Below are 18,863 nucleotides of genomic sequence, written 5' to 3'. Positions count from 1 at the left end.
AACCAAAAGTTTGAGTTTTATGATCTAACCCTAACAATCAAGGCGAACAAGATACCTATTGAATACCAGTTTTTAAGACGCTTAAACTCCAAAGAAGTATCCTTGTAAAGCTTATTTTTTAGTTTAATTGGGTTTTCCAACAAAAGTTGAGCTAAATCAATCTTTTGCCTCTGAGTGCTACTAACCCAATTGACTTATTTTTAAGGTTCCGTTCTAAAAAGATTATAGACAAAACTAAATTGCTATTTTTCTATAAATATTGGTACATCCACAAATACTGAATTTTTATTCTTTCGAACTTTATAATTTCCCTTTTTCAATTTTATAGACTTTAAACCTAGCTCTTTCGATAAGCCTTGAGGCAAAGTAACATCACCAATGCCCACACCAAAGAAACCTTGGTTTTGAGGTTCTTTTATAGTTTTGAAAAAGACAAACCTAATTTTACGGCCACGTTTCTGTACTTGATAAATATTTTTATTGGTGAAATCCAAGCCTTTTAATTCCTTTTCATAAAGAATAACATCAGTAGCACAACACCCATTTCCACTAGGACAATCATTGGGTTTTGGAGCAGACCCATAGAATCCATTTGTTATGATAAATAATTGTCCTTTAGAGGCAAATGAACTCAGAAGCAGTGTAAAACAAAGACATATAAACACGTGATTTTTCATGATATATTTAATTTAGTATTGAAAAGTGTCCCCTACTCCCTACAAAGCCGTTTCGGGGATTTCTGCTGAAAACACGCGAGTTATTGCCAAATGCAAATCCATGCAACCGACCATAGATTATTCCAAAAACAACTTACCCAACCATCTACTTGTTTTCTTGCTTCCTTGAAAACGCAGTCGATAAACTTGCCTAATTTAAAGGGTGTATATTTTTTACAATTTTTCCATATAGCATTAGCGTCTATTATTGTACCGCATCTATTGAGCATCGTGTTGAAGAAGCAGGATGTCCAACTGTGGGTCAATTGTAACTGCATCTTACCGTTTACGAAGTGTTCAACGTATCCTTTCTCTGGCTCGGCTCCTGCCTTAAACTCGATTATGGCATTGTAAGTCTTCGCTCCTTTTTTCGTATATAACTGAGCGGCAGTACTTTTTTTGTCTTTAGATTGGTAATCCATGACAATTAGTTCTACCTTTTCACCCTCATATATTCCCGCAATACTAAATGCCTCACCGGTTGGTGTATATCCTTTTCGTGAAAGTTCGTTGGCTACCAATTGTGATGCTTTAGAAGATTTCTTTATTTCAATAAGCTTAGAAATCGCTAATTTATCTGACAATTGAATAATTTTGTTTGATTTAATAAAGTCTTCATTATTTGAAGTTTGTGCGTTTGTGTAGGAAAAAGCACTAATAAGCACGAAAACTAATAACATGATCCTTTTCATCTTTTTAAAATTTAATATTTAAATCCCCTACTCTTTTACAGGATTTTCGAGTTGCTCCTTTTCACAACCGATGGGTACCGCATCAGCGTTTCTACAATGTTTGTCGTAAACACAGGTAAGCGATGGAAACAAAAATTTTTTAAAAAAATAATTTTATGTATTTTTACTTATACAAGAGCACGGTTTTTATCTTTCAAAACAACTCAAATGCTGTATTTTTTTAAAAAATTCTTAGCTGATACCGAACTAATTGCTGGTATCAAACATACAAATACCTATTCCCGAAGATTTGAAACACAACTCTTTGAAAAATACCAATTCCATATTAAAGAAGGGGTTCGTAAACATCGACTATCGGAAGACGAATGTGTCAGTATTTATTCAGATACAATTATTGCCATTATAGAAAACATAAGAAAAGATAAGTTTGAGGGGCGTTCTGAATTGAAAACTTACATTTATCAAGTATTTAATAATAAATGTGTTGATCAAATCAGAAAAAACACGACTAATAAAGCAAGTGTATATGATGCAATTTCTTATGAAGATATTGAAATACCCTTACCCGATGATAGCAAGACAATCATTCAAAAACTTTTGATAAATAGCGAGTTGGAAAAGCTATATCAGAAATTAAATTCAATCGGAGAAAAATGCAAACAAATCATATTACTTTGGGGAGAAGGCTACTCTGATGAAGAAATAGCACAACAGCTTAATTATCATACAGCTGCAGTTTCTAAAACAAGCCGTTTGCGATGTTTAGAAAAATTAAAGGAAAACTACTAAAACAATTATGAAAAGTAATTTAGAATACATAGATGATTATTTTACAGATTTAATGACGGAGTCGGAGAAAGTAATTTTTAACAACCGTATTAAAGACAATGATAATTTTGCCAAAGAAGTTGCTCATTATTTACAGGCTAAGCAACTCAAAAACTTTGAAAGAAAACAGCATTTTTACGAGTTAAATAAATCTTTAAATAAGAAGTCCTCTCTATCTATTATTAAGGGAATCGGTTCGATCGCGGCGGCCGCTATTTTAATTTTTGGTTTGTGGACACTTTTTTTAAAGCATGAACAAACGCCACAAGCCTACGCCCAAAAATATATCAACGAAAAGCTGATTTTTATAGATACGGATATGTCTGCCAGCCAAGACACCCTATCAAATGCCGTTGAGCTTTACAATCAGAAAAAATATCAAGCAGCTTTGGATGAGCTCGAACTCAGTGGATTAAATAACCCATTAGTTTTGGAGTATGTTGGGCTTTGTAATTTACAACTTGGAAACTATAAACTGGCATCAGACACTTTTAAGGTACTTGCAGAAAATCAAGAAATTATTCAAAATAAGGGTTTGTTTTATCAAGCAATTTCATTGATCAAAATGAATAAAGTGCAAGAAGCTAAAAGAATAATTGATTTGATTGAAAAAACGCCAAATGCTTTTGGTAAAAAAGAGACTCTTGAACTGAAGAGACTGATGGATTAAGTCTTGTCTATTACAGGTAAAATATTTTATTTTTTAAGGGTTTATTTTTTGATACCTATTTTACTTTATAGAATTCAAATTGTATATGTTTATTTAATTGTTGTTATTATATTATTATACTTTGAATCATATACAATAAATATATACTTTTTTGTGGTTTTAATTGTACTTTCAAAAATTTATTAATCTTTAAAAGTATTTTACAAAAAGTCTAGGTAAACGGATGTTTGATTAGACTTTAAAGTTTAAGAATATATTCAGTTTGAAGTCAAGTAATAATCTAAACAAATGAGTACTTTTCATACCTTCGAGTCTCATTCAATGCCCTCTTAGACACTAATCTAAGTTTTTGAAAAATGTCTTTCACTTTCTTTTATCCCCACCCTGAGTCCCATGTTCTTTAGGGAAACTTTGAGGAAACAGATTGTGTCCATCGATCATACTCGAAGTGTCATCGGCAAAACGGTTTATCCATTGGCTCGATCGCTTAGTCGTAAATTTGGGCACCAAACCATCACGCACTCACTCATCTTTTATATTACTGTTATGCTTATGGTTAGGGCTATTGAGCTGCTTTACTTGCATACTTCAGTATTTTCAGTCTTGTGTGGTTATGTTATGCCTTATTATCGCATAATATTTTTGATATGTGTATACGCCAGGGAATTCCCCAGTCGCTTTTTTTCTCTATCCAACTATTTACAAATTTATCTGTTTGGTCAATTTTTCTTTTTGATGCTTCTGGTGAGTTTTCTGTGAATAGTCTAAATATTTCTATCCATTGTCCGTATGATTTCTTTAGCTTAATCTGAAATATTTGTTCAATTTCGTTCGGATTGTCCCAATACTGTGTTGGTGCAATTAGTATTACGTTTGAGTATCAGTCATCTCTACGGAATTAAATTTTTGAATTGTCCAATAGCTCAAACATTATCAATTTAAAGTTGTCAAGTTGAGTTGTTAAATGTTCTACGAATGTCTTCATACTATTGGTGCTAACGGTTTATGTATTGGCGATGGTGGGGCATTTGAAAAACGTCAGCCCAACATTTGCACAAATACCCAATAGAATTACAAATGTTTAGTTTACAACTGTCAGCCACACTATTGCCAATACGATGTTAGCGGTTCGGGCATTTCTGTAATTATGTTCAGATTGTTTCAAGTTTTATTTTTAAAAGTTTTTTACGTTCCGAAATAAAGTCAGGGAAGTTGTCAAAGTTGTAACTGCTGATTGTTGGAATAAAATGTCTGTCCTTGAAATTGTTGTCCCGACTTGCAAACCAAGTATCAAAATCTTCTGCACTTTTTTCTCTATTTTCTGTGTCAGTTAACAACTCTAAATTCAAAATACAGTTAAAGTATTTTTGATATTCAGCAATTTGGTCTGTGTCGTAACTACGATGTTTAAGTTTAGCGGTTGTAAATTCTGATTTCGGGAAAATGTGGTCTTCTTCAAATTTCTTTCCTTTCCAATCTCTGTCTGGGTAAAGCAATGACAAAATTAGATAACTGTATTTTGTGCTATAATTTGTCAAAAGCAAATTATCTATTTCCGTTTCGTTAAACGAAGGTTCTATATTTAGTTTTTTGTTTAACGCTTCAAATGGGAAAACGCTAAAATCGGTTTGTTCATTTATAACATCTTGTAAGTTTTTCAAAATGGTGTCAGAAGAACCTCCAAATGCGTTTTTCAGAAGAGTTAGAATTAACCACTTTTGAATTAGAATTTGATTTTTTACATCTTCCTTGTCAGTTGATTCAACAAAGTTCTTTTTGTTGAGTTTGCCTAAATATAAAGCAATTGGAAGAAGTGCATTTTTTGTAACTAAGTTTTTGTCATTGAAGCCAAACTTGTTTACAAGAGAAATTGCATTTTCAATATTGTCTGTAATGTTTTCCCAATTATTCTCAATCTTTTCAAGATTGGTTTTGTTAAAGTTTTTTACTTTGTATTGAATTGGCAAATCATCTGTCAGATATAAACAACCTTTAAGGACAAAATCTTTTCCAAAGGAATAGCCATTACCGATAGCGTTTACGCTATCGGTAAAAGAATGAATTTCTTCTCTTGCATTTAAGTTTTTCCATTTTGCTGTTGCTGTTGAAAGCAAAATGTCGCTATATTCTAATTTTACTCCGCCTGTGTTCGCTCTGATAAACGCTTCTACGACTTTATCGTAGTCTTGCGATTTTTCTTCGTAGTAGTTTAACAGTCGTGATGTATGGATACGGGAATGAAGTCGTCCGATATGCGTATTTGCAATGTCTTTTTGATCGTCTGTAAATTCACTCAAACGTTGTTTGATGTCTTTCTTTGCATCTTCCGCATCCTCAAAGTTCAAGATGTCGCCAACTAAATACCAAAACTGTGGATTTGGGTCTCTCGGATTAGGTTGGTTGTTATCTCTGAATTGAAATTGATAAACAAGTTCTTCAGGATTGTCACTTTTTTGGGGCTCTTTGAGAATGTTCAAATACAATTTGGTTTTGTGCCAACTATAATAAAAGTATCTGTATGAACCTTTAAGTCCGATTAGTAACGAAGTTAAACGTTGCTGTCCGTCAAGCACTAAATAAATATCTTGGTTTACCCCTGCTAAACTTGCGTCTTTGTTATGCGGTGCTTCGCTGTCAAAGTCCCGAATAAATTCGTATGCCGCCCATTCGTTTTTGTTTTCTTCTTTGATTTTCCAAAAAAGAAAAGTGCTTATGGGATAGTCGCCCATAATAGAGTCAAAAAGTTTTTCAATGCCATAAGTTCCCCACACATATTCACGTTGGATTGCAGGTAAAAATGTTGTCCTGTTCAGATATTCGGTAACAACTTCGCTAATTGTCTTTGGAATATAACTCATTTATTATTTTTCGTTTCTGTTTGTCAATATCTTGTTGTTGTAGGGTGTCGCTCTTGCCTGACCGCTAACGAACAGGGCTTGTGGCAGGTGGGGGCTTTGAAACTCATCTGCCCGAACGTCCGCTGATATAAATTACTGGTGTTGAATTACTTACAAATATTCAATAGGTTTCCCTCCGCTGAAATAAAAGTACAAAAGAATTACCAATGTTGAATTACTTCCGTCAGCCCCCACTTGCCACAAACCTATGTTGGTGGCTGTTTTTGTCTTTTAAGTGTCAATAGTCAAGACTTACCAAATGTCCATGATTTTTGTAATCACCCCAATAACCGCAGTAATAAATGCAAGAATTGTCGCAACAGTCTTGGCTTTCTCCCAAGTATCACTTTTAGATTTGTCTTTGGGCGGATTATCAGAAGAAGAAGGTTTTTCGTCTTCTACTTTCTTAGGCACTTCACTTGTCTTGTTAAAAGATTCATTGATTATTTTAGAACCTTTAATATTTGAAAAATTAGCCATTATTTTGATTCGTTAAAACTGTTATTGTAAAGTGTTGAACCCTCAATATTCTCAAAATGATTAATATTGTCAATATTTAAACTGATATTAGTACCCGCCCTATTGTCGTGCATAACAAGACTTACATTGTCATATAATTGTCTAATAAAATGTTCGTTGTCGCTTCCGAAATATTCTTTTGAGCCTGAATTTTTTTCAATGCAAATAAAGTATCCGTATTTTACCTCTTGTGTCGGTGCCTCACTGTTTTCACCTTTAAATTTAATAAGTAAGTAACCACCTCCGATAGTAATTGCCAAACATATTAGATGGATATACCAACTCCATTCCCAACTAATAAAAAAGTGAAACAGATATGCTAATCCAGTAAATAATACGATTTTTCCTAATTGGGATATACTTTCCTCTGAGTGAGGAAGTGGGATATCTCGGACATATCTTTTTTCAAATTTTCGAATATCAGCTATATTTCTAATTTGAAGTGTTGCTCCCTCCCAAGAAATAGCCCCATTTACTACTCGTAAAGCCATATAATAAAATGGTTATTGGTTTGAAATTGTTTGTCCTTGTAAGTTGTATCTTAAAATAGCCACCAACTCTCAAATATGCGAAAGTTTTACGGTTCGCCGCGGCGGTAGTACTTTTTGTATTTTTTAGTACTATTCAAACAATACATTTGATTTTTGATGTCGTACTTTTTAGGTATTTCAGCTTTTTATATTAGAAAGTAAGTGAGATGATTTTGTAAAAAACCAATAAATCTCCATTTAATTATTTACTTAATTCCCTTCTAAAATAATCTTCTATCTAATTTTGAGTTTAGACTCCAAATTAAAAAAATAGTGACAATTTAATTTGTATTTATTTAACGGTTCTCTTAAAAAAAGACGGTTAACTAATCTATACATATATTTTTGTTGTATCCATATAAAAAAGGCTTTCTAATCAAATTAGAAAACCTTTAAAATAGGCTTAATCGGAAACGTTCAAACTATCTCTTTATTCGCTTTTATCTTCGCTCTGATACTCTCAGCTTTTTCCTTAGACAAATCATAATTATACATCATGATGATTGCCACCGTTGTTCCAAAAATAGGGATAGCAGAAAAAAAGAAACGCAAGCCATCTAGAGCACCTTCTGGCTGAGTTGTTAGCTGAGAATCGAAGCCTACATAAGTTAGAATAATACCACTAAGCATACCCGCCACTGCAAAACCTACTTTTACCATCCACCAATAAATCGCTCCGAAAACCCCCTCACGGCGTTTGCCCGAATGGAGTTCGTCTAAATCACAAATATCGGCAGTCATCGACATCATGATTGTAAAGAGACTTCCGATTCCAAACGAAAACAAAGGGAGTGCAAACAAAAATAAGTAGGGCTTGCCCGGTACAAACAAAAACCAAAGAAGTATATAACCAACCAACGAAATAGCTTGCGAGATAATGAATGTTGTCTTTTTTCCATACTTTGCCGATAACTTTGCTACAATTGGAATAACGACCACAATAGTAGCCAACGCCCCGACACAGCCAAAGAGAGTCGGCCAGATACCTGCATCTGTGGTACTGCCATTGAACAAATAATAGACAATGATGAAGAACGAAAAACTCGAAACTGTATTGAATGAATTAAAAATGAAGAACGTTGCAACGCAAATCTTACGAAACTCCTGATAGCCAAAGGCTTGTTTGAAACTGCTTAGGATTTCGATGAGCGAGTGTTTCATTCCGCCCCATGTTACGGGCTGTAAGTTGGTATCGTTAAGCGTAGAATCTGATTTAATAAAAACCGCAGGAATAATGGCAAGAATTGTACAGGCTATACCTACCCAAATTGCCAAACTACGGGTGGCTGTGTCGGGGTTCGGAAACCACGTGGGGTCGTACATCACTACCCAAAACCACGGAGCAATGACCCAAGCCCACTGCCCTATCCATTGGGCTATTGCCATAATTTCAGTTCGTTCATCAAAATTATCGCTCATTTCGTAGCCCATCGCCACATACGGCACACTGAATATTGTTAGCCCCAAATAAAATAAAAACGACCAAATTAGAAAATAAACAAAGTTGAAAGTAAGGCTATTTTCTCGGTGAAGCTGCCACATAGCGATAAAAGAAATACCTAAAATAATAGCCCCAACAAAAACATAGTGCTTTCTTCTACCCCATTTTGAGCGTGTATTGTCAGTTATGAAACCCATGATGGGGTCAATGAGAGCATCGAAGAAACGAGGAATAAAAAATAATATACCCCACATCCAGCCGGGGAAACCGAGATTTTGCACTAAAATGACCATAAAAATACCTAAAGCAGCCGGAAAAAGCTGATTGGCTAACATTCCAAGCCCAAAAGCAATTTTCTCGGTCATGGTAACTTGTTTTTTTTCTGATTGAATGATTTTTTCCATAGTTTTTGAGAAAGAGATAGGTTAAAGTTTCGATTATCTGTTAGGTTAATAGTTGGCCATCTGGCAGCGTAACGGTAATCAATTTAATTTTTCCGTTTCGCTCAAATACGGTTTTACTCCATTGCTCATCAAGCGTATTTCCTTCAAAATGTAGGGTTTCCTGTTCGATGGTTTCGATGCGTATGTCGGTCGAATCGCCTAATTGATAAATAATTGGCACATGGCAATAGGTAAAAAATAACTGATTGGCTTGAAGAGCGAGAGAGGATGGTTCAGCATCTTTTGAATAATACGTTACTTCTGCTGGATGCATTAAAAACTCTGCTTTTCGGAGCAATATTGGTTCAAAACGTAGCTTTCCGTCTTTAATGCTTACGCCTAATTCTGTTAGTCGTGAAATAACATCTTCTTTTACTTGCCCAGTCATGCCGGGTTGTTGAGCCCCTCGGTGTTGTGGCGTATGCGAGTAAGGGTCAGTTGGAAATGCCCCGTATAATTCGGGCGATTTATGCACCCCAATACCCGCTTTTATTTCAAAATAATGGTCAATTAGGCGGTTAATCACTTGTCGGTCGCCATGCTTTTCTACGGCTTGTACAATACACTCTTGCACGGCGAGCAATAGTTTAGAAACCATGTGCCAATAAATAGAACCCAGCCCTTCGTAACCAAAAAACGTACCCGAACGCCCCGTAAAAGTTTTATGATTAAAAACTGCCTCGAATGCTTCAAACAACAATTTTTCTTCTGATTCGTCTAAATCAAACGCCTGTTTTTTCAGAGCGACTCGCAAATCATTCGCATTTTTGAAATTGCCATTGAAATGATACTGCCCTGCAACGTCTTTTTCGACGATGGATGTATTATGTTCTTTTACCCATTGCTGAATAGATTTCGATGCAGAAGCGTAGTGTTCGGGAATGGTGTTTTTGCTAAGAAAACCAGGCAGATTTTTATTCGGATACAGAATATAACTGTATTGGTCGGGTCTGAAAAGTGCACTTTTTTTCATGGCATCAAGCACTTCAAGAGCTTGGGTTTCGTTCAGATACCCCGATGATAAAACCGCTACTTGCCCTTCTAACATTTCGTCGAGATACGAAATACCGATACCTGTTTCGGTATAGGTCATAATGTTGTATGAATGATACATTCCATCTTGCCGTTGGTTATGCTCAATACTATGGTCGATAAACGCAAGGCTACTATCAATGAATTGGCGTAACTGTAGAGCCGAAACATCCGTTTTTTTATCTTCAAAACCAACTTTATAAATTTGGGTTCGGTAATCAGAAGCAGCTTTGCCCAACTCATCTACCATTATTTTTCTATCAGAATCGGTAATAGTGACTTGTAATAAAGTACGGTTTGCTTCAAATATGCTATTGATGTTATCGAATAATTGATGTAGTTCACTTGATATCAGAAACTCAGATTCGCTGATTTTTTGCAGGGTCTGGTCGAAGAAAACGAGAAACCTTCGGATATAATAAAGCGTAACCATAGATACCCCATTCCCTACTAACGCATTGTTGGCATCGTTCCACTCGGGGCGTTGTGTATTGAGCCATATTCCTCCTTGTGGGATAAAGTTTGACAACTTGGAAAGGAGTGTAGCCAAAAGTTTTTCTATTAGATTTACGTGATAAATACCTCCGTTGGTGGTCTGCAACAATGCCCCATCGCTTCCATGAGCAGCCATGTTTTCACGTACTTTTTCATCCCACTTTCTATCAAAAATAATGGTATCTTTTGGGTTCTTTACAATTTCGTTATATGGCTTGATGATATACGGCACCGCCGCATAAACAAACCAATCTTTATCAAAATAAGATTGTAATTTGTTAGGGCTGAATTTATTGATAAATTCGAGGAATTTGAGTAAATAAATAATCTGGTGGTCGCCCCAATAACCAATGTATGACCATGGGTCGTCGGGTTCGATGGTCTCCCAATCGAAGCCATCTTTTGTAACTCGATAAGGATTATAGCCATCAAAAGTTGAGGCATTCAAGAATTTATGCAACATTCCGTCAATAAAATGCGGATAAGCGTAGGCAAGAGCCTCCCAGTTTTGGAAAATATCACGCCAGTTTCCTTGATAATCTAAGACCGTTCCGCCAGTCTCGTCTTTGATATTGATAGAAAACTTATTCCATGGGCGGCTTGGGTCGCCGTGTCGGCGGCTAAATTTGAGCGGCAAATACTCCACCCCAACCGAATCAAATCGGGTTGATTGCTCTGCAAAAGTTGTAGTTGTAGTTCGGTATAGCTGATAGTCGTTGGTAGATTGTTCAAAACATCTTTATACTGAACGAATACTTCTTTATTGGCTTTTTGAATATACTTCACGAAATCGTTTTTCTGAATTTCATAATTATTATCAAAAATACCGCCTCGCATGATGTTGAAGAGTACGTTGGAGTAGCTTCTACAATCTTGAAGTTTATCGTTGGTAAGCTGCAAACCATCTGCTAAACTGACTAATTTTTCAAGGTTTTGCGTGCCGATGTGGATGTCTTCCTCAATTTGTTCGGCAATATTTTGAGCTGATTTTAGCTCCGATATTAGCTCAATTAATTGACTATGGTTTTTATTTACATCGGCAATTATTTTCCATGAATGAGCATTTTTCGCTTCAATAACAAGCGTTTGATGAACGAAATATGCCCCTTTTTCACCTTTAATATCAAATTCTTGGTTTATACTTAAACCTTTTCGGAATTTATCTAATTGTAGTGATGACAAAAGGTAAGTAGGATTCACAACCCCAACCGACCATACCACGTTGGCTTTTAGTGCCTCGCTTGGCTCTGCCTTATCAACAATAATAGCACTTAGAGCAAAAATGCCCAAATTTGTGGTGGGTTCAAGTTCATTTCTTTTATAGGCATCTACCAAGTTACTACTGGCTCGTTGCAAATCGCTTCCTACGCCATAAGGTAGTATATTTTGGATACCGTCAAGCACTTCAATAGTCAAATTTTTCTCGCTGTTATTGGTAATTGTTGTGGTTTTTACAAAGCCAAATCGACTGCTATTTGCCCAACAATACCTAAAAACAAGGTTGAAATCAAGGAGCTTTTCTTCAAAAACGAGCTTGTTGTTGATTACACTCTTATAGATATTTCTTTCAATGGCAAGGTTAGCTTGGTTTCTAATTGAGAAAGGTTCCCAAACCAGCACATCATTTTCATGCCGAACCCTAAGAATCGTTTTGCTACCTGTTATTTCGGCTAATTCAGTAATTTTATCATCTGTATAATATGGAAATAAGGCAAACTCGGCGTTTTTACGTCCTGCCGTTAGTCCGCCATTACTCGAAATAAACATCCAATGGTCTGAGTCGCTCAATATACTCATAAAGAATGGACGGAGGACATCATGATTTGAGATTTTGAGAAACGTTTCGTTTACTAACTCTTCAAATGCAAGTTCAGATTTTTTTTCTATGGCTGGTTTGTTCATTTTTATTAAACTTTTGTTTTGTGCTACTTCCTATTACACTAAAAAATAAGGGCAGTTCGGCACTGCAATTTTTAGACTGTGGAATATAGAAATGGGTGAATTTTGTTTATCATAGGGTAAGTCTTCTATAGGTGTATTTTTCGTAATTTTTATGATACATTTTTTTGTATAATTGATGTCTTATCTGCCATATATTCTTTCCATTTTTTACCTTTTCTTCTCGAAAAAGTAATAGTCAAAGAATTTGAAAGTTTTAATGAGTTTTCATTTACTTCGATTATATAATCAGTATTTATCATATACGTCTTATTCATTCGTACAAATGCAAAATCACTGAATCGTTCTTCCAGTTTTTTGAGCGTTGTGGCAACCAATAATTGTTTACCATCTGCCAAATAGACCATTGAGTAATTTATATTTGCTTGTAACATAATTACATCATTCGGGCAAACTGTTAGCCTGCCCCCTATTGAAACTTTAGTTGTATTTCTGTCAGTATTCATATTTAAAGGATTTCTTTGATTGGTCGAATTGCCAAGAGAAGACCACTCGACCAATTAAAAAATTGAGAAATGTATTCAAAAAAACCAGTATTAATTGGTACAACCACCAATTTGAGCAGAAAACACACTACTACTATTTGCTTGGAATCCTGGATTAAGCGTAACCGAGTTTCCTGCACTAAAGGTCACATTTGAACCAGCATTGATTTTACCTTGAGACGTAATGGTACTTGAGAATAAATACGTACCCGATACAACAGGATTGTCATTGAGAGTACCGTTGGCTTGGCAAGTTTTATAGAAGTAAACGTTATCTACCCAAACAGTTTTTCCGCCACCGGGTCCTACAATTATTAATTGAGCAACATGAGCCCTTGAAGTCATCCCTGTGAAACTGCTCAATGGTACATCTATCGAAAACCACTCATTAAGTGTAGGGGTAAACGAAAGCTCATGTTCGGTATCATCGCCGCCACCGTAAACTCCGTTTGCTCCAAAATCTACTAATTTAACATTGAAAGTAGCAGCATCCAACGACCAAACATCCATGTGGAAACTTTCCATCGTTGTAGCATTTACCGTAGGGCTTGTAAACTCTATTCCTGCATAAGTTAGATTTGTATATTTTTTGGTGGCATTGCCTGCAACTTGTACATCTGTAACATCGGCTACATCCCACACAGCCGACCATGTATCAACAGCAACGTTGGTATAGGGATTGCTAAATAACGAAATTACATTTGGAGCCGATTTGGTTGGTGTAGGAGCAGCAGTTAGAGGCTCGGTTGGTGGTAATTTGTAGAAATAAACGTTATCTACCCAAACAGTTTTTCCGCCACCTGGTCCTACAATTATTAATTGAGCAACATGAGCCCTTGAAGTCATACCTGTAAAATTGCTCAATGGTACATCTATCGAAAACCACCCCGCGAGCGTTGGCGAAAACGAAAGTTCGTGTTCGGTATCATCGCCGCCACCATAAACTCCATTTGCTCCAAAATCAACTAATTTAACATTGAAAGTAGCAGCATCCAACGACCAAACATCCATGTGGAAACGCTCCATCGTTGTAGCATTTACCGTAGGGCTTGTAAACTCTACTCCTGCATAAGTTAGATTTGTGTATTTTTTGGTGGCATTGCCTGCAACTTGTACATCTGTAACATCGGCTACATCCCACACAGCCGACCATGTATCGACAGCAACGTTGGTATAGGCATTGCTAAACAATGAAATTACGTTGGCTGGCAATGGTGTTGGCGTTGGTGCTGCGGTTAAAGGCTCGGTTGCTACTGTCGAATTATTATAACTATCGAAATTATCGAAATAATATGTATCGTTCGTATATGAATTTGCATTAAACAAGAAGACCATTTTGGTTGCAGTAGAAGCTGCACCTGCATCTGGCGAATCAAGGAAATCAAATGCTAATCTTTGCCAACCTGTATTAGAAGTCGTAGTAGCGGTGAACCTCGCATATCTACCCGTTGGATAATTTATTGCCGTAGCTGCCGATGTTTCTAATTGCAATGTTATGACAGTTCCAACAGGTGCAGTTGTATAGACATCCATATAGAATCTTTTAGCTCCTGATTTATAGGCAGATGCACTCAGAGGAGTATTGAAATTATAATACAGCACATCGTATTGCTCGCCAGCATTTCTTACATATTTACCTACCAAAGCACTGTTATTAACCGTACTTGATGGCAACGGATTGGCAAAATTATCGGTAAATGTACCAGTAGTAGGCGTTGTTTGAGTAATCAAAGCAGCTGCATCAAAATTCTCAAAAGAAAAATCTTTGGTGTATGCCGCTTGTATTCCTACTGGTAATGTTAGATTTACGGTTGAATTAGTACAAGCATCTAAATAACTTGCTACCACATCTCCATTAGTAGTTCCAAAATTGACAGTGATGCTATTTGTACCTTGTCCACTTACGATTGTTGCACCGCTCGGAACAGTCCAATTGACCGTTGTCCCTGATGGCATATTGTTTACTGTATATACTATGCCTTGAGCTGCATTCGCAACAGAATTTTCTCCAGACAATGAAGGCTTAGTTCCAGTATAAACTCTCACATAATCCACTTCCATCGTGGCGGGTAGCATACTATCCGTAACGGCACCACCTAAGTTTCCGCCCACAGCCATGTTTAATAACATATAGAATGGGTGGTCAAATGGCCAAGCAGAAGGGCTAATGTCTGTGTTGGTCTTAGTCGAAAACAGAACACCATCAATATACCATCTAATTACATTAGCCTCCCATTCTACTGCCCAAACATGAAAATCAGTCGAAAGGTCGATAGGCATTGTGTAAACTTTTCCTGTACTTTTATTATTAGGCCAAAAATCTCCATAATGAATATAGCCTAAGGTTTGTTTGGTGCTGGTTACTGGAACAAACTCCATGACGTCAATTTCTCCACTTTTAGGCCAAGTGCCATAAGGTTCAGTCTGTGATAACATCCAAAACGCTGGCCATAGCCCTTTGGCATTAGGGAGTTTCATTCTGGCTTCAAATCTACCATAACCATGTGAGAATAAATCTTTGGTATCTAACCTACCTGAAGTATAATTACGCCCTCCAACAGTTTCTTTTCTTGCAGTGATTTTTAAGGTACCATCACTTACAACAACATTAGCTGCTTGATACGATTGAAGTTCGTTGTTTCCCCAACCACAAAGACTGGGGCAACCATCGCCGATAACGACATTCCATTTTGCTGGGTCAATGGACGTTCCTGAAAATTCGTCTTGCCATACCAATGTGGGGCATGTCTGTGCAAAAGACCGAACGAAGAAAATACTAAAGAAAGCAGTGTAGAGTACTAAATGTAATAGCGGTTTTGGTGGTTTCATAAATTATTTTAAATTGAAGTTGCTAACTTGTAAATGACTCTGTGTTGTATTAGCAAATTTCAATTTATTCTTAATTTATTACCAAAAAACCACTTGGACAAATACTGGACATCTATTAAAATTTTCGGAGGTACTCTACTAAATCATCGTCAGGATTAAGATTTAGGCGTTTTTTTAGACGATAACGACTTTTTTCAACACCCGTAACAGTGATGTTTAAAAGAACAGCTTTTTCTTTATTGCTCATATTAAGGCGAGTCAAGGCACACATTCGTAAATCATTCTGAGTTAGTGACGGATGCCTTTTGAGGAGTTCGGTTGTAAAGTTTTGGTTTATTTGATCGAAGTAAAAAAGAAATTGGTTCCAACTATTTTCATCTTCAATCTCTGTTGCCAAAGCCGATTTTAAATTACTCAAGAGTTTACCTTTGTCGGCATCTTTTGCATTTTTAATGTCGTCTATTTGCTCTTTGAGGTCTTCGAGAATCTCTTTTTTATGAGCCATTTGAATGGCTTTCGATACGAGTTCTGAATTTTTTGTCTCGATTTCGCTGGCCAACATCTCTTTTTGTAGTTGTAGGATTTTCCTTTCAGAAACCAGATTTTCATTTTTCAACGACAAAATCGAATGGTCGTATTCCAAAACTTTTTGTCGCAAAACCATTTCTCGGCGAGTTGTATAGATGTGTAAAGCAAGCCACGCCAAACCCAATAACACAAACAAAATAATAGTCTTAAACCACCAAGTCTGCCAAAATGGTGGGTCAATCGTTAGCTTTATTGTCTTTTCTTCGCTCCAAACACCATTATTGTTGCTTCCCTTAACACGAAAAGTATAAGTTTTGGGTTCGAGATTAGTATAAGTTATAAGTCTTTGTTCGCCGTTTGTTACACGCCAATTTTCATCAAAACCATCCATTTTGTAGGTATATTGATTTTTGGGTGGGTCGGTAAAATCTAAAGCCGCAATTTCAAACGAAAAAACATTATCATCATAAGATAGATTGATTTCAGAAACTTCTTCGAGGTTTTTTTCTAAAATAGTACGTTCATTCGGTAGTTTTCCGATAGGAACAGACTGATTGAAGATTTTGAAATCTGTAAAAACCAAGCGAGGTTTTTTCTCTAAAAATCTAATTTCTTCGGGTTTGATAAGTGTCAAACCGTTGATTCCACCAAATAAAATAGTACCACTTTGGTCTTTAATCCCCGAGGCTTGATTGAACTGATTAGCATTAAAATAGGAGTTTTTATTGAAATCATAATTGAGACATTGCTTGGTATCAACCGAAAACCTACTAACGCCCTTAAACGTACTGAGCCACAAGAAGCCATCTTTATCTTCTAAAATATTCATAATGGCGTTTGAAATAAGCCCGTTTTTAGTTGTAAAATGTTCAAAATTTCCTTTACCGAGCCATAGATTTAGTCCGCCACTCTCGGTACCAATCCACAAACGCCCTTTTGAATCTTGGAAAATACACCGAACATCATTTGCCGAAAGGCTTTTATTGTTACCTTTTTGGTGCCGAAATCGGGTGAATTTTTCAGTTTTATTATCAAAGAGGTTCAATCCTTCGGTATCTGTTCCAACCCAAATTTGGTCGTTTTTATCAGCAAAAACCACCATAATATCATTGCTCGAAAGGCTCGATGAATTGTTTGCTTGAAAATTAAAACGCCTAAATTGTCCTTTTTCTAAATTATCGAGTCGAGCCAAACCACCTCCCAAAGTGCCGACCCAAATATGATGACTTCGATCTTCGGTTATCGACCACACATTGTTTTCTCCAATACTCTTTTGGTCGTTTGGGTTATACCTAAAATGCTTAAATCGGCGAGATTTTGGGTCAAAAATGCTCAATCCATTCTCGAAATAGCCTAACCAAATATTTTTCTGAGAATCCTCAAAAATGGTTTTTACCACACTTCCATATCCTGTGGGTTGATTCTGAATGAGCGAAAAAGTCTTGGTATTTTTATTGAACAGATTTAATCCTCCACCGTCGGTACCGATATAGATTTGTCCGCTTTTACTTCCACAGATACTTAAAACCGAGCGGTGGCTCAATTCTCCTGCTTTAGTACCAGTTTGTGTAAACGATTCAAAATGAGTTTTGTGAGCTTTCGAGATGTTGACTCCACCATTAAATGAACCAATCCAAACATTTTCGTCGTGGTCAATCAGCACGCTAAAAAGGGCATCAGAATTGAGATTTCCTTGTTTTTTTCCGTATCGAACCGAATAAATATTAGTTGTCTGCGGATTAAAAACATTCAATCCCCCACCATCAGTTGCCAACAAGAGTTCACCACGTTTATTTTGGGCGATACTCATGATATTGTTAGAAGTCAGTCCATTTTTTATTGAAAAACGTCGAGTTTTGAGCGTTAAAAGATTGACTTGGTATAATCCTGAACCTTCAGTTGCTACCCATAAGCTTCCCTTTTTATCTGGGAAAAAAACTTTTCTGAAACTGGCAAAATCTGTATCTTCTGCTTCGGTAGCATGAATTTGGCTAAGGATATTTTCTTTATTGTCAAAAAAATAAATGCCGTTTCCGCTCGCAGCTACCCAGACACGACCATTTTCGTCTTGAGAGATATTTGAGATATTATTATCTTTGAGTTGAGAATTAGCACGGTCAAAATGCCTCATCCGATTTGATTTTGGGTCGAAACACCATAAACCTGCTCCAATCGTCCCTATCCAAATTTTGCCTTTTTTATCTTCAAAAAAACAATTTATCCATTTTTTTGAAATTGGTTTAAACAATGGGTTGTCTTGAAGGTTTCGAAAAATACCCGTTTTTGTATCTCTAAAATTAATCCCGTTTGTTTGCGTTCCTACCCACAGATTACCCTTTGAATCTTCTAAAATTGCATGTATGCTCTTGCCTTGAAAATAGTTGGTATCGTTCTCGGATTGCCGAAAAACTCTACATTCATAGCCATCATAACGAACCAATCCATCTTTTGTACCTGCCCATATAAACCCGTGTTTATCTTGCATCAAGCAAAAAACGGTGTTGTGAGGCAAGCCTTCGGTAATCGTTAGATGTTCGAAGTGTATCAAGTCAGCTTTTGAATAAGCTTTATAAAAACATAAGCATAAGAAAACGAATAAAATCTTTTTCAAATTCAAAGGGTTGGTAGGACGTGAAATCATAACTTATAGGTCAAAGTCTTTTGTATTGTCTTGCAATAGTGGTTCTTCCTGCAAAATGAGCAAAGACTGCCGCCATTTTCAATTAATTAGCTCTGTCATTGGGCTTTAATTTGAGTTTTAGGTGTCAGATTCCACAAATATCTCATTTTTTAGCCCTT

General features: G+C 36.3%; 11 protein-coding genes and 1 pseudogene. 2 read left to right on the top strand and 10 right to left on the bottom strand.

Going from position 1 to position 18,863, the window contains the following annotated elements; genetic code table 11:
* Nucleotides 1–242: 242 nt before the first annotated feature.
* Both EMTOL_RS21215 and EMTOL_RS21210 read right to left on the bottom strand, forming a co-directional pair.
* On the bottom strand, nucleotides 243–677 hold the full coding sequence (locus EMTOL_RS21215; RefSeq protein ID WP_015026360.1) for a hypothetical protein: 435 nt from the start codon (nucleotides 675–677) through the stop codon (nucleotides 243–245).
* A gap of 80 nt (nucleotides 678–757) precedes the next feature.
* Nucleotides 758–1,408: a hypothetical protein gene (locus EMTOL_RS21210; RefSeq protein ID WP_015026359.1), complete on the bottom strand. Its 651-nt coding sequence runs from the start codon at nucleotides 1,406–1,408 to the stop codon at nucleotides 758–760.
* Nucleotides 1,409–1,504: 96 nt separating this feature from the next.
* Between EMTOL_RS21210 and EMTOL_RS21205 the strand changes: the two genes are divergently transcribed.
* Complete coding sequence (locus tag EMTOL_RS21205) at nucleotides 1,505–2,197, top strand: RNA polymerase sigma factor (RefSeq protein WP_305953325.1); 693 nt, start codon at nucleotides 1,505–1,507, stop codon at nucleotides 2,195–2,197.
* A gap of 7 nt (nucleotides 2,198–2,204) precedes the next feature.
* Entirely contained in the window at nucleotides 2,205–2,906 is a 702-nt protein-coding gene (locus EMTOL_RS21200; protein ID WP_015026357.1) for a tetratricopeptide repeat protein, read from the top strand.
* A gap of 1,151 nt (nucleotides 2,907–4,057) precedes the next feature.
* On the opposite strand, the gene EMTOL_RS21195 is transcribed toward EMTOL_RS21200, so the two are convergent.
* The 8 genes and pseudogenes from EMTOL_RS21195 to EMTOL_RS21155 form a co-directional block, all read right to left on the bottom strand.
* Entirely contained in the window at nucleotides 4,058–5,764 is a 1,707-nt protein-coding gene (locus EMTOL_RS21195; protein WP_015026356.1) for a DUF262 domain-containing protein, read from the bottom strand.
* 291 nt (nucleotides 5,765–6,055) lie between these two features.
* Nucleotides 6,056–6,283, bottom strand: a complete 228-nt coding sequence (locus EMTOL_RS21190) for a hypothetical protein (protein WP_015026355.1) — start codon at nucleotides 6,281–6,283, stop codon at nucleotides 6,056–6,058.
* A complete protein-coding gene (locus EMTOL_RS21185; RefSeq protein ID WP_015026354.1) occupies nucleotides 6,283–6,813 on the bottom strand; it encodes a hypothetical protein in 531 nt (176 codons plus the stop codon). Before EMTOL_RS21185 ends, EMTOL_RS21190 begins: the two co-directional genes overlap by 1 nt.
* A 456-nt stretch (nucleotides 6,814–7,269) precedes the next feature.
* Nucleotides 7,270–8,697 (bottom strand): MFS transporter, encoded by a 1,428-nt coding sequence (locus tag EMTOL_RS21180; protein ID WP_015026353.1) that lies wholly within the window; start codon nucleotides 8,695–8,697, stop codon nucleotides 7,270–7,272.
* Between the two features lie 40 nt (nucleotides 8,698–8,737).
* A pseudogene (locus EMTOL_RS22680) lies at nucleotides 8,738–12,165 on the bottom strand (1,3-beta-D-glucan phosphorylase, GH149 family).
* Between the two features lie 149 nt (nucleotides 12,166–12,314).
* The gene (locus EMTOL_RS21165) at nucleotides 12,315–12,668 is read right to left on the bottom strand and encodes a LytR/AlgR family response regulator transcription factor (protein WP_015026352.1); all 354 of its coding nucleotides are present in this window, start codon (nucleotides 12,666–12,668) and stop codon (nucleotides 12,315–12,317) included.
* Nucleotides 12,669–12,758: 90 nt separating this feature from the next.
* Nucleotides 12,759–15,536: a family 16 glycosylhydrolase gene (locus tag EMTOL_RS22060; protein ID WP_015026351.1), complete on the bottom strand. Its 2,778-nt coding sequence runs from the start codon at nucleotides 15,534–15,536 to the stop codon at nucleotides 12,759–12,761.
* 115 nt (nucleotides 15,537–15,651) lie between these two features.
* Complete coding sequence (locus EMTOL_RS21155; RefSeq protein ID WP_015026350.1) at nucleotides 15,652–18,705, bottom strand: ligand-binding sensor domain-containing protein; 3,054 nt, start codon at nucleotides 18,703–18,705, stop codon at nucleotides 15,652–15,654.
* Nucleotides 18,706–18,863 lie beyond the last annotated feature (158 nt).

This window comes from Emticicia oligotrophica DSM 17448, from assembly GCF_000263195.1.
In the GTDB taxonomy this organism is placed as follows: domain Bacteria; phylum Bacteroidota; class Bacteroidia; order Cytophagales; family Spirosomataceae; genus Emticicia; species Emticicia oligotrophica.
Note: the sequence above shows the minus strand (reverse complement) of the source record. Positions and strands in the feature narration are given on the sequence as shown.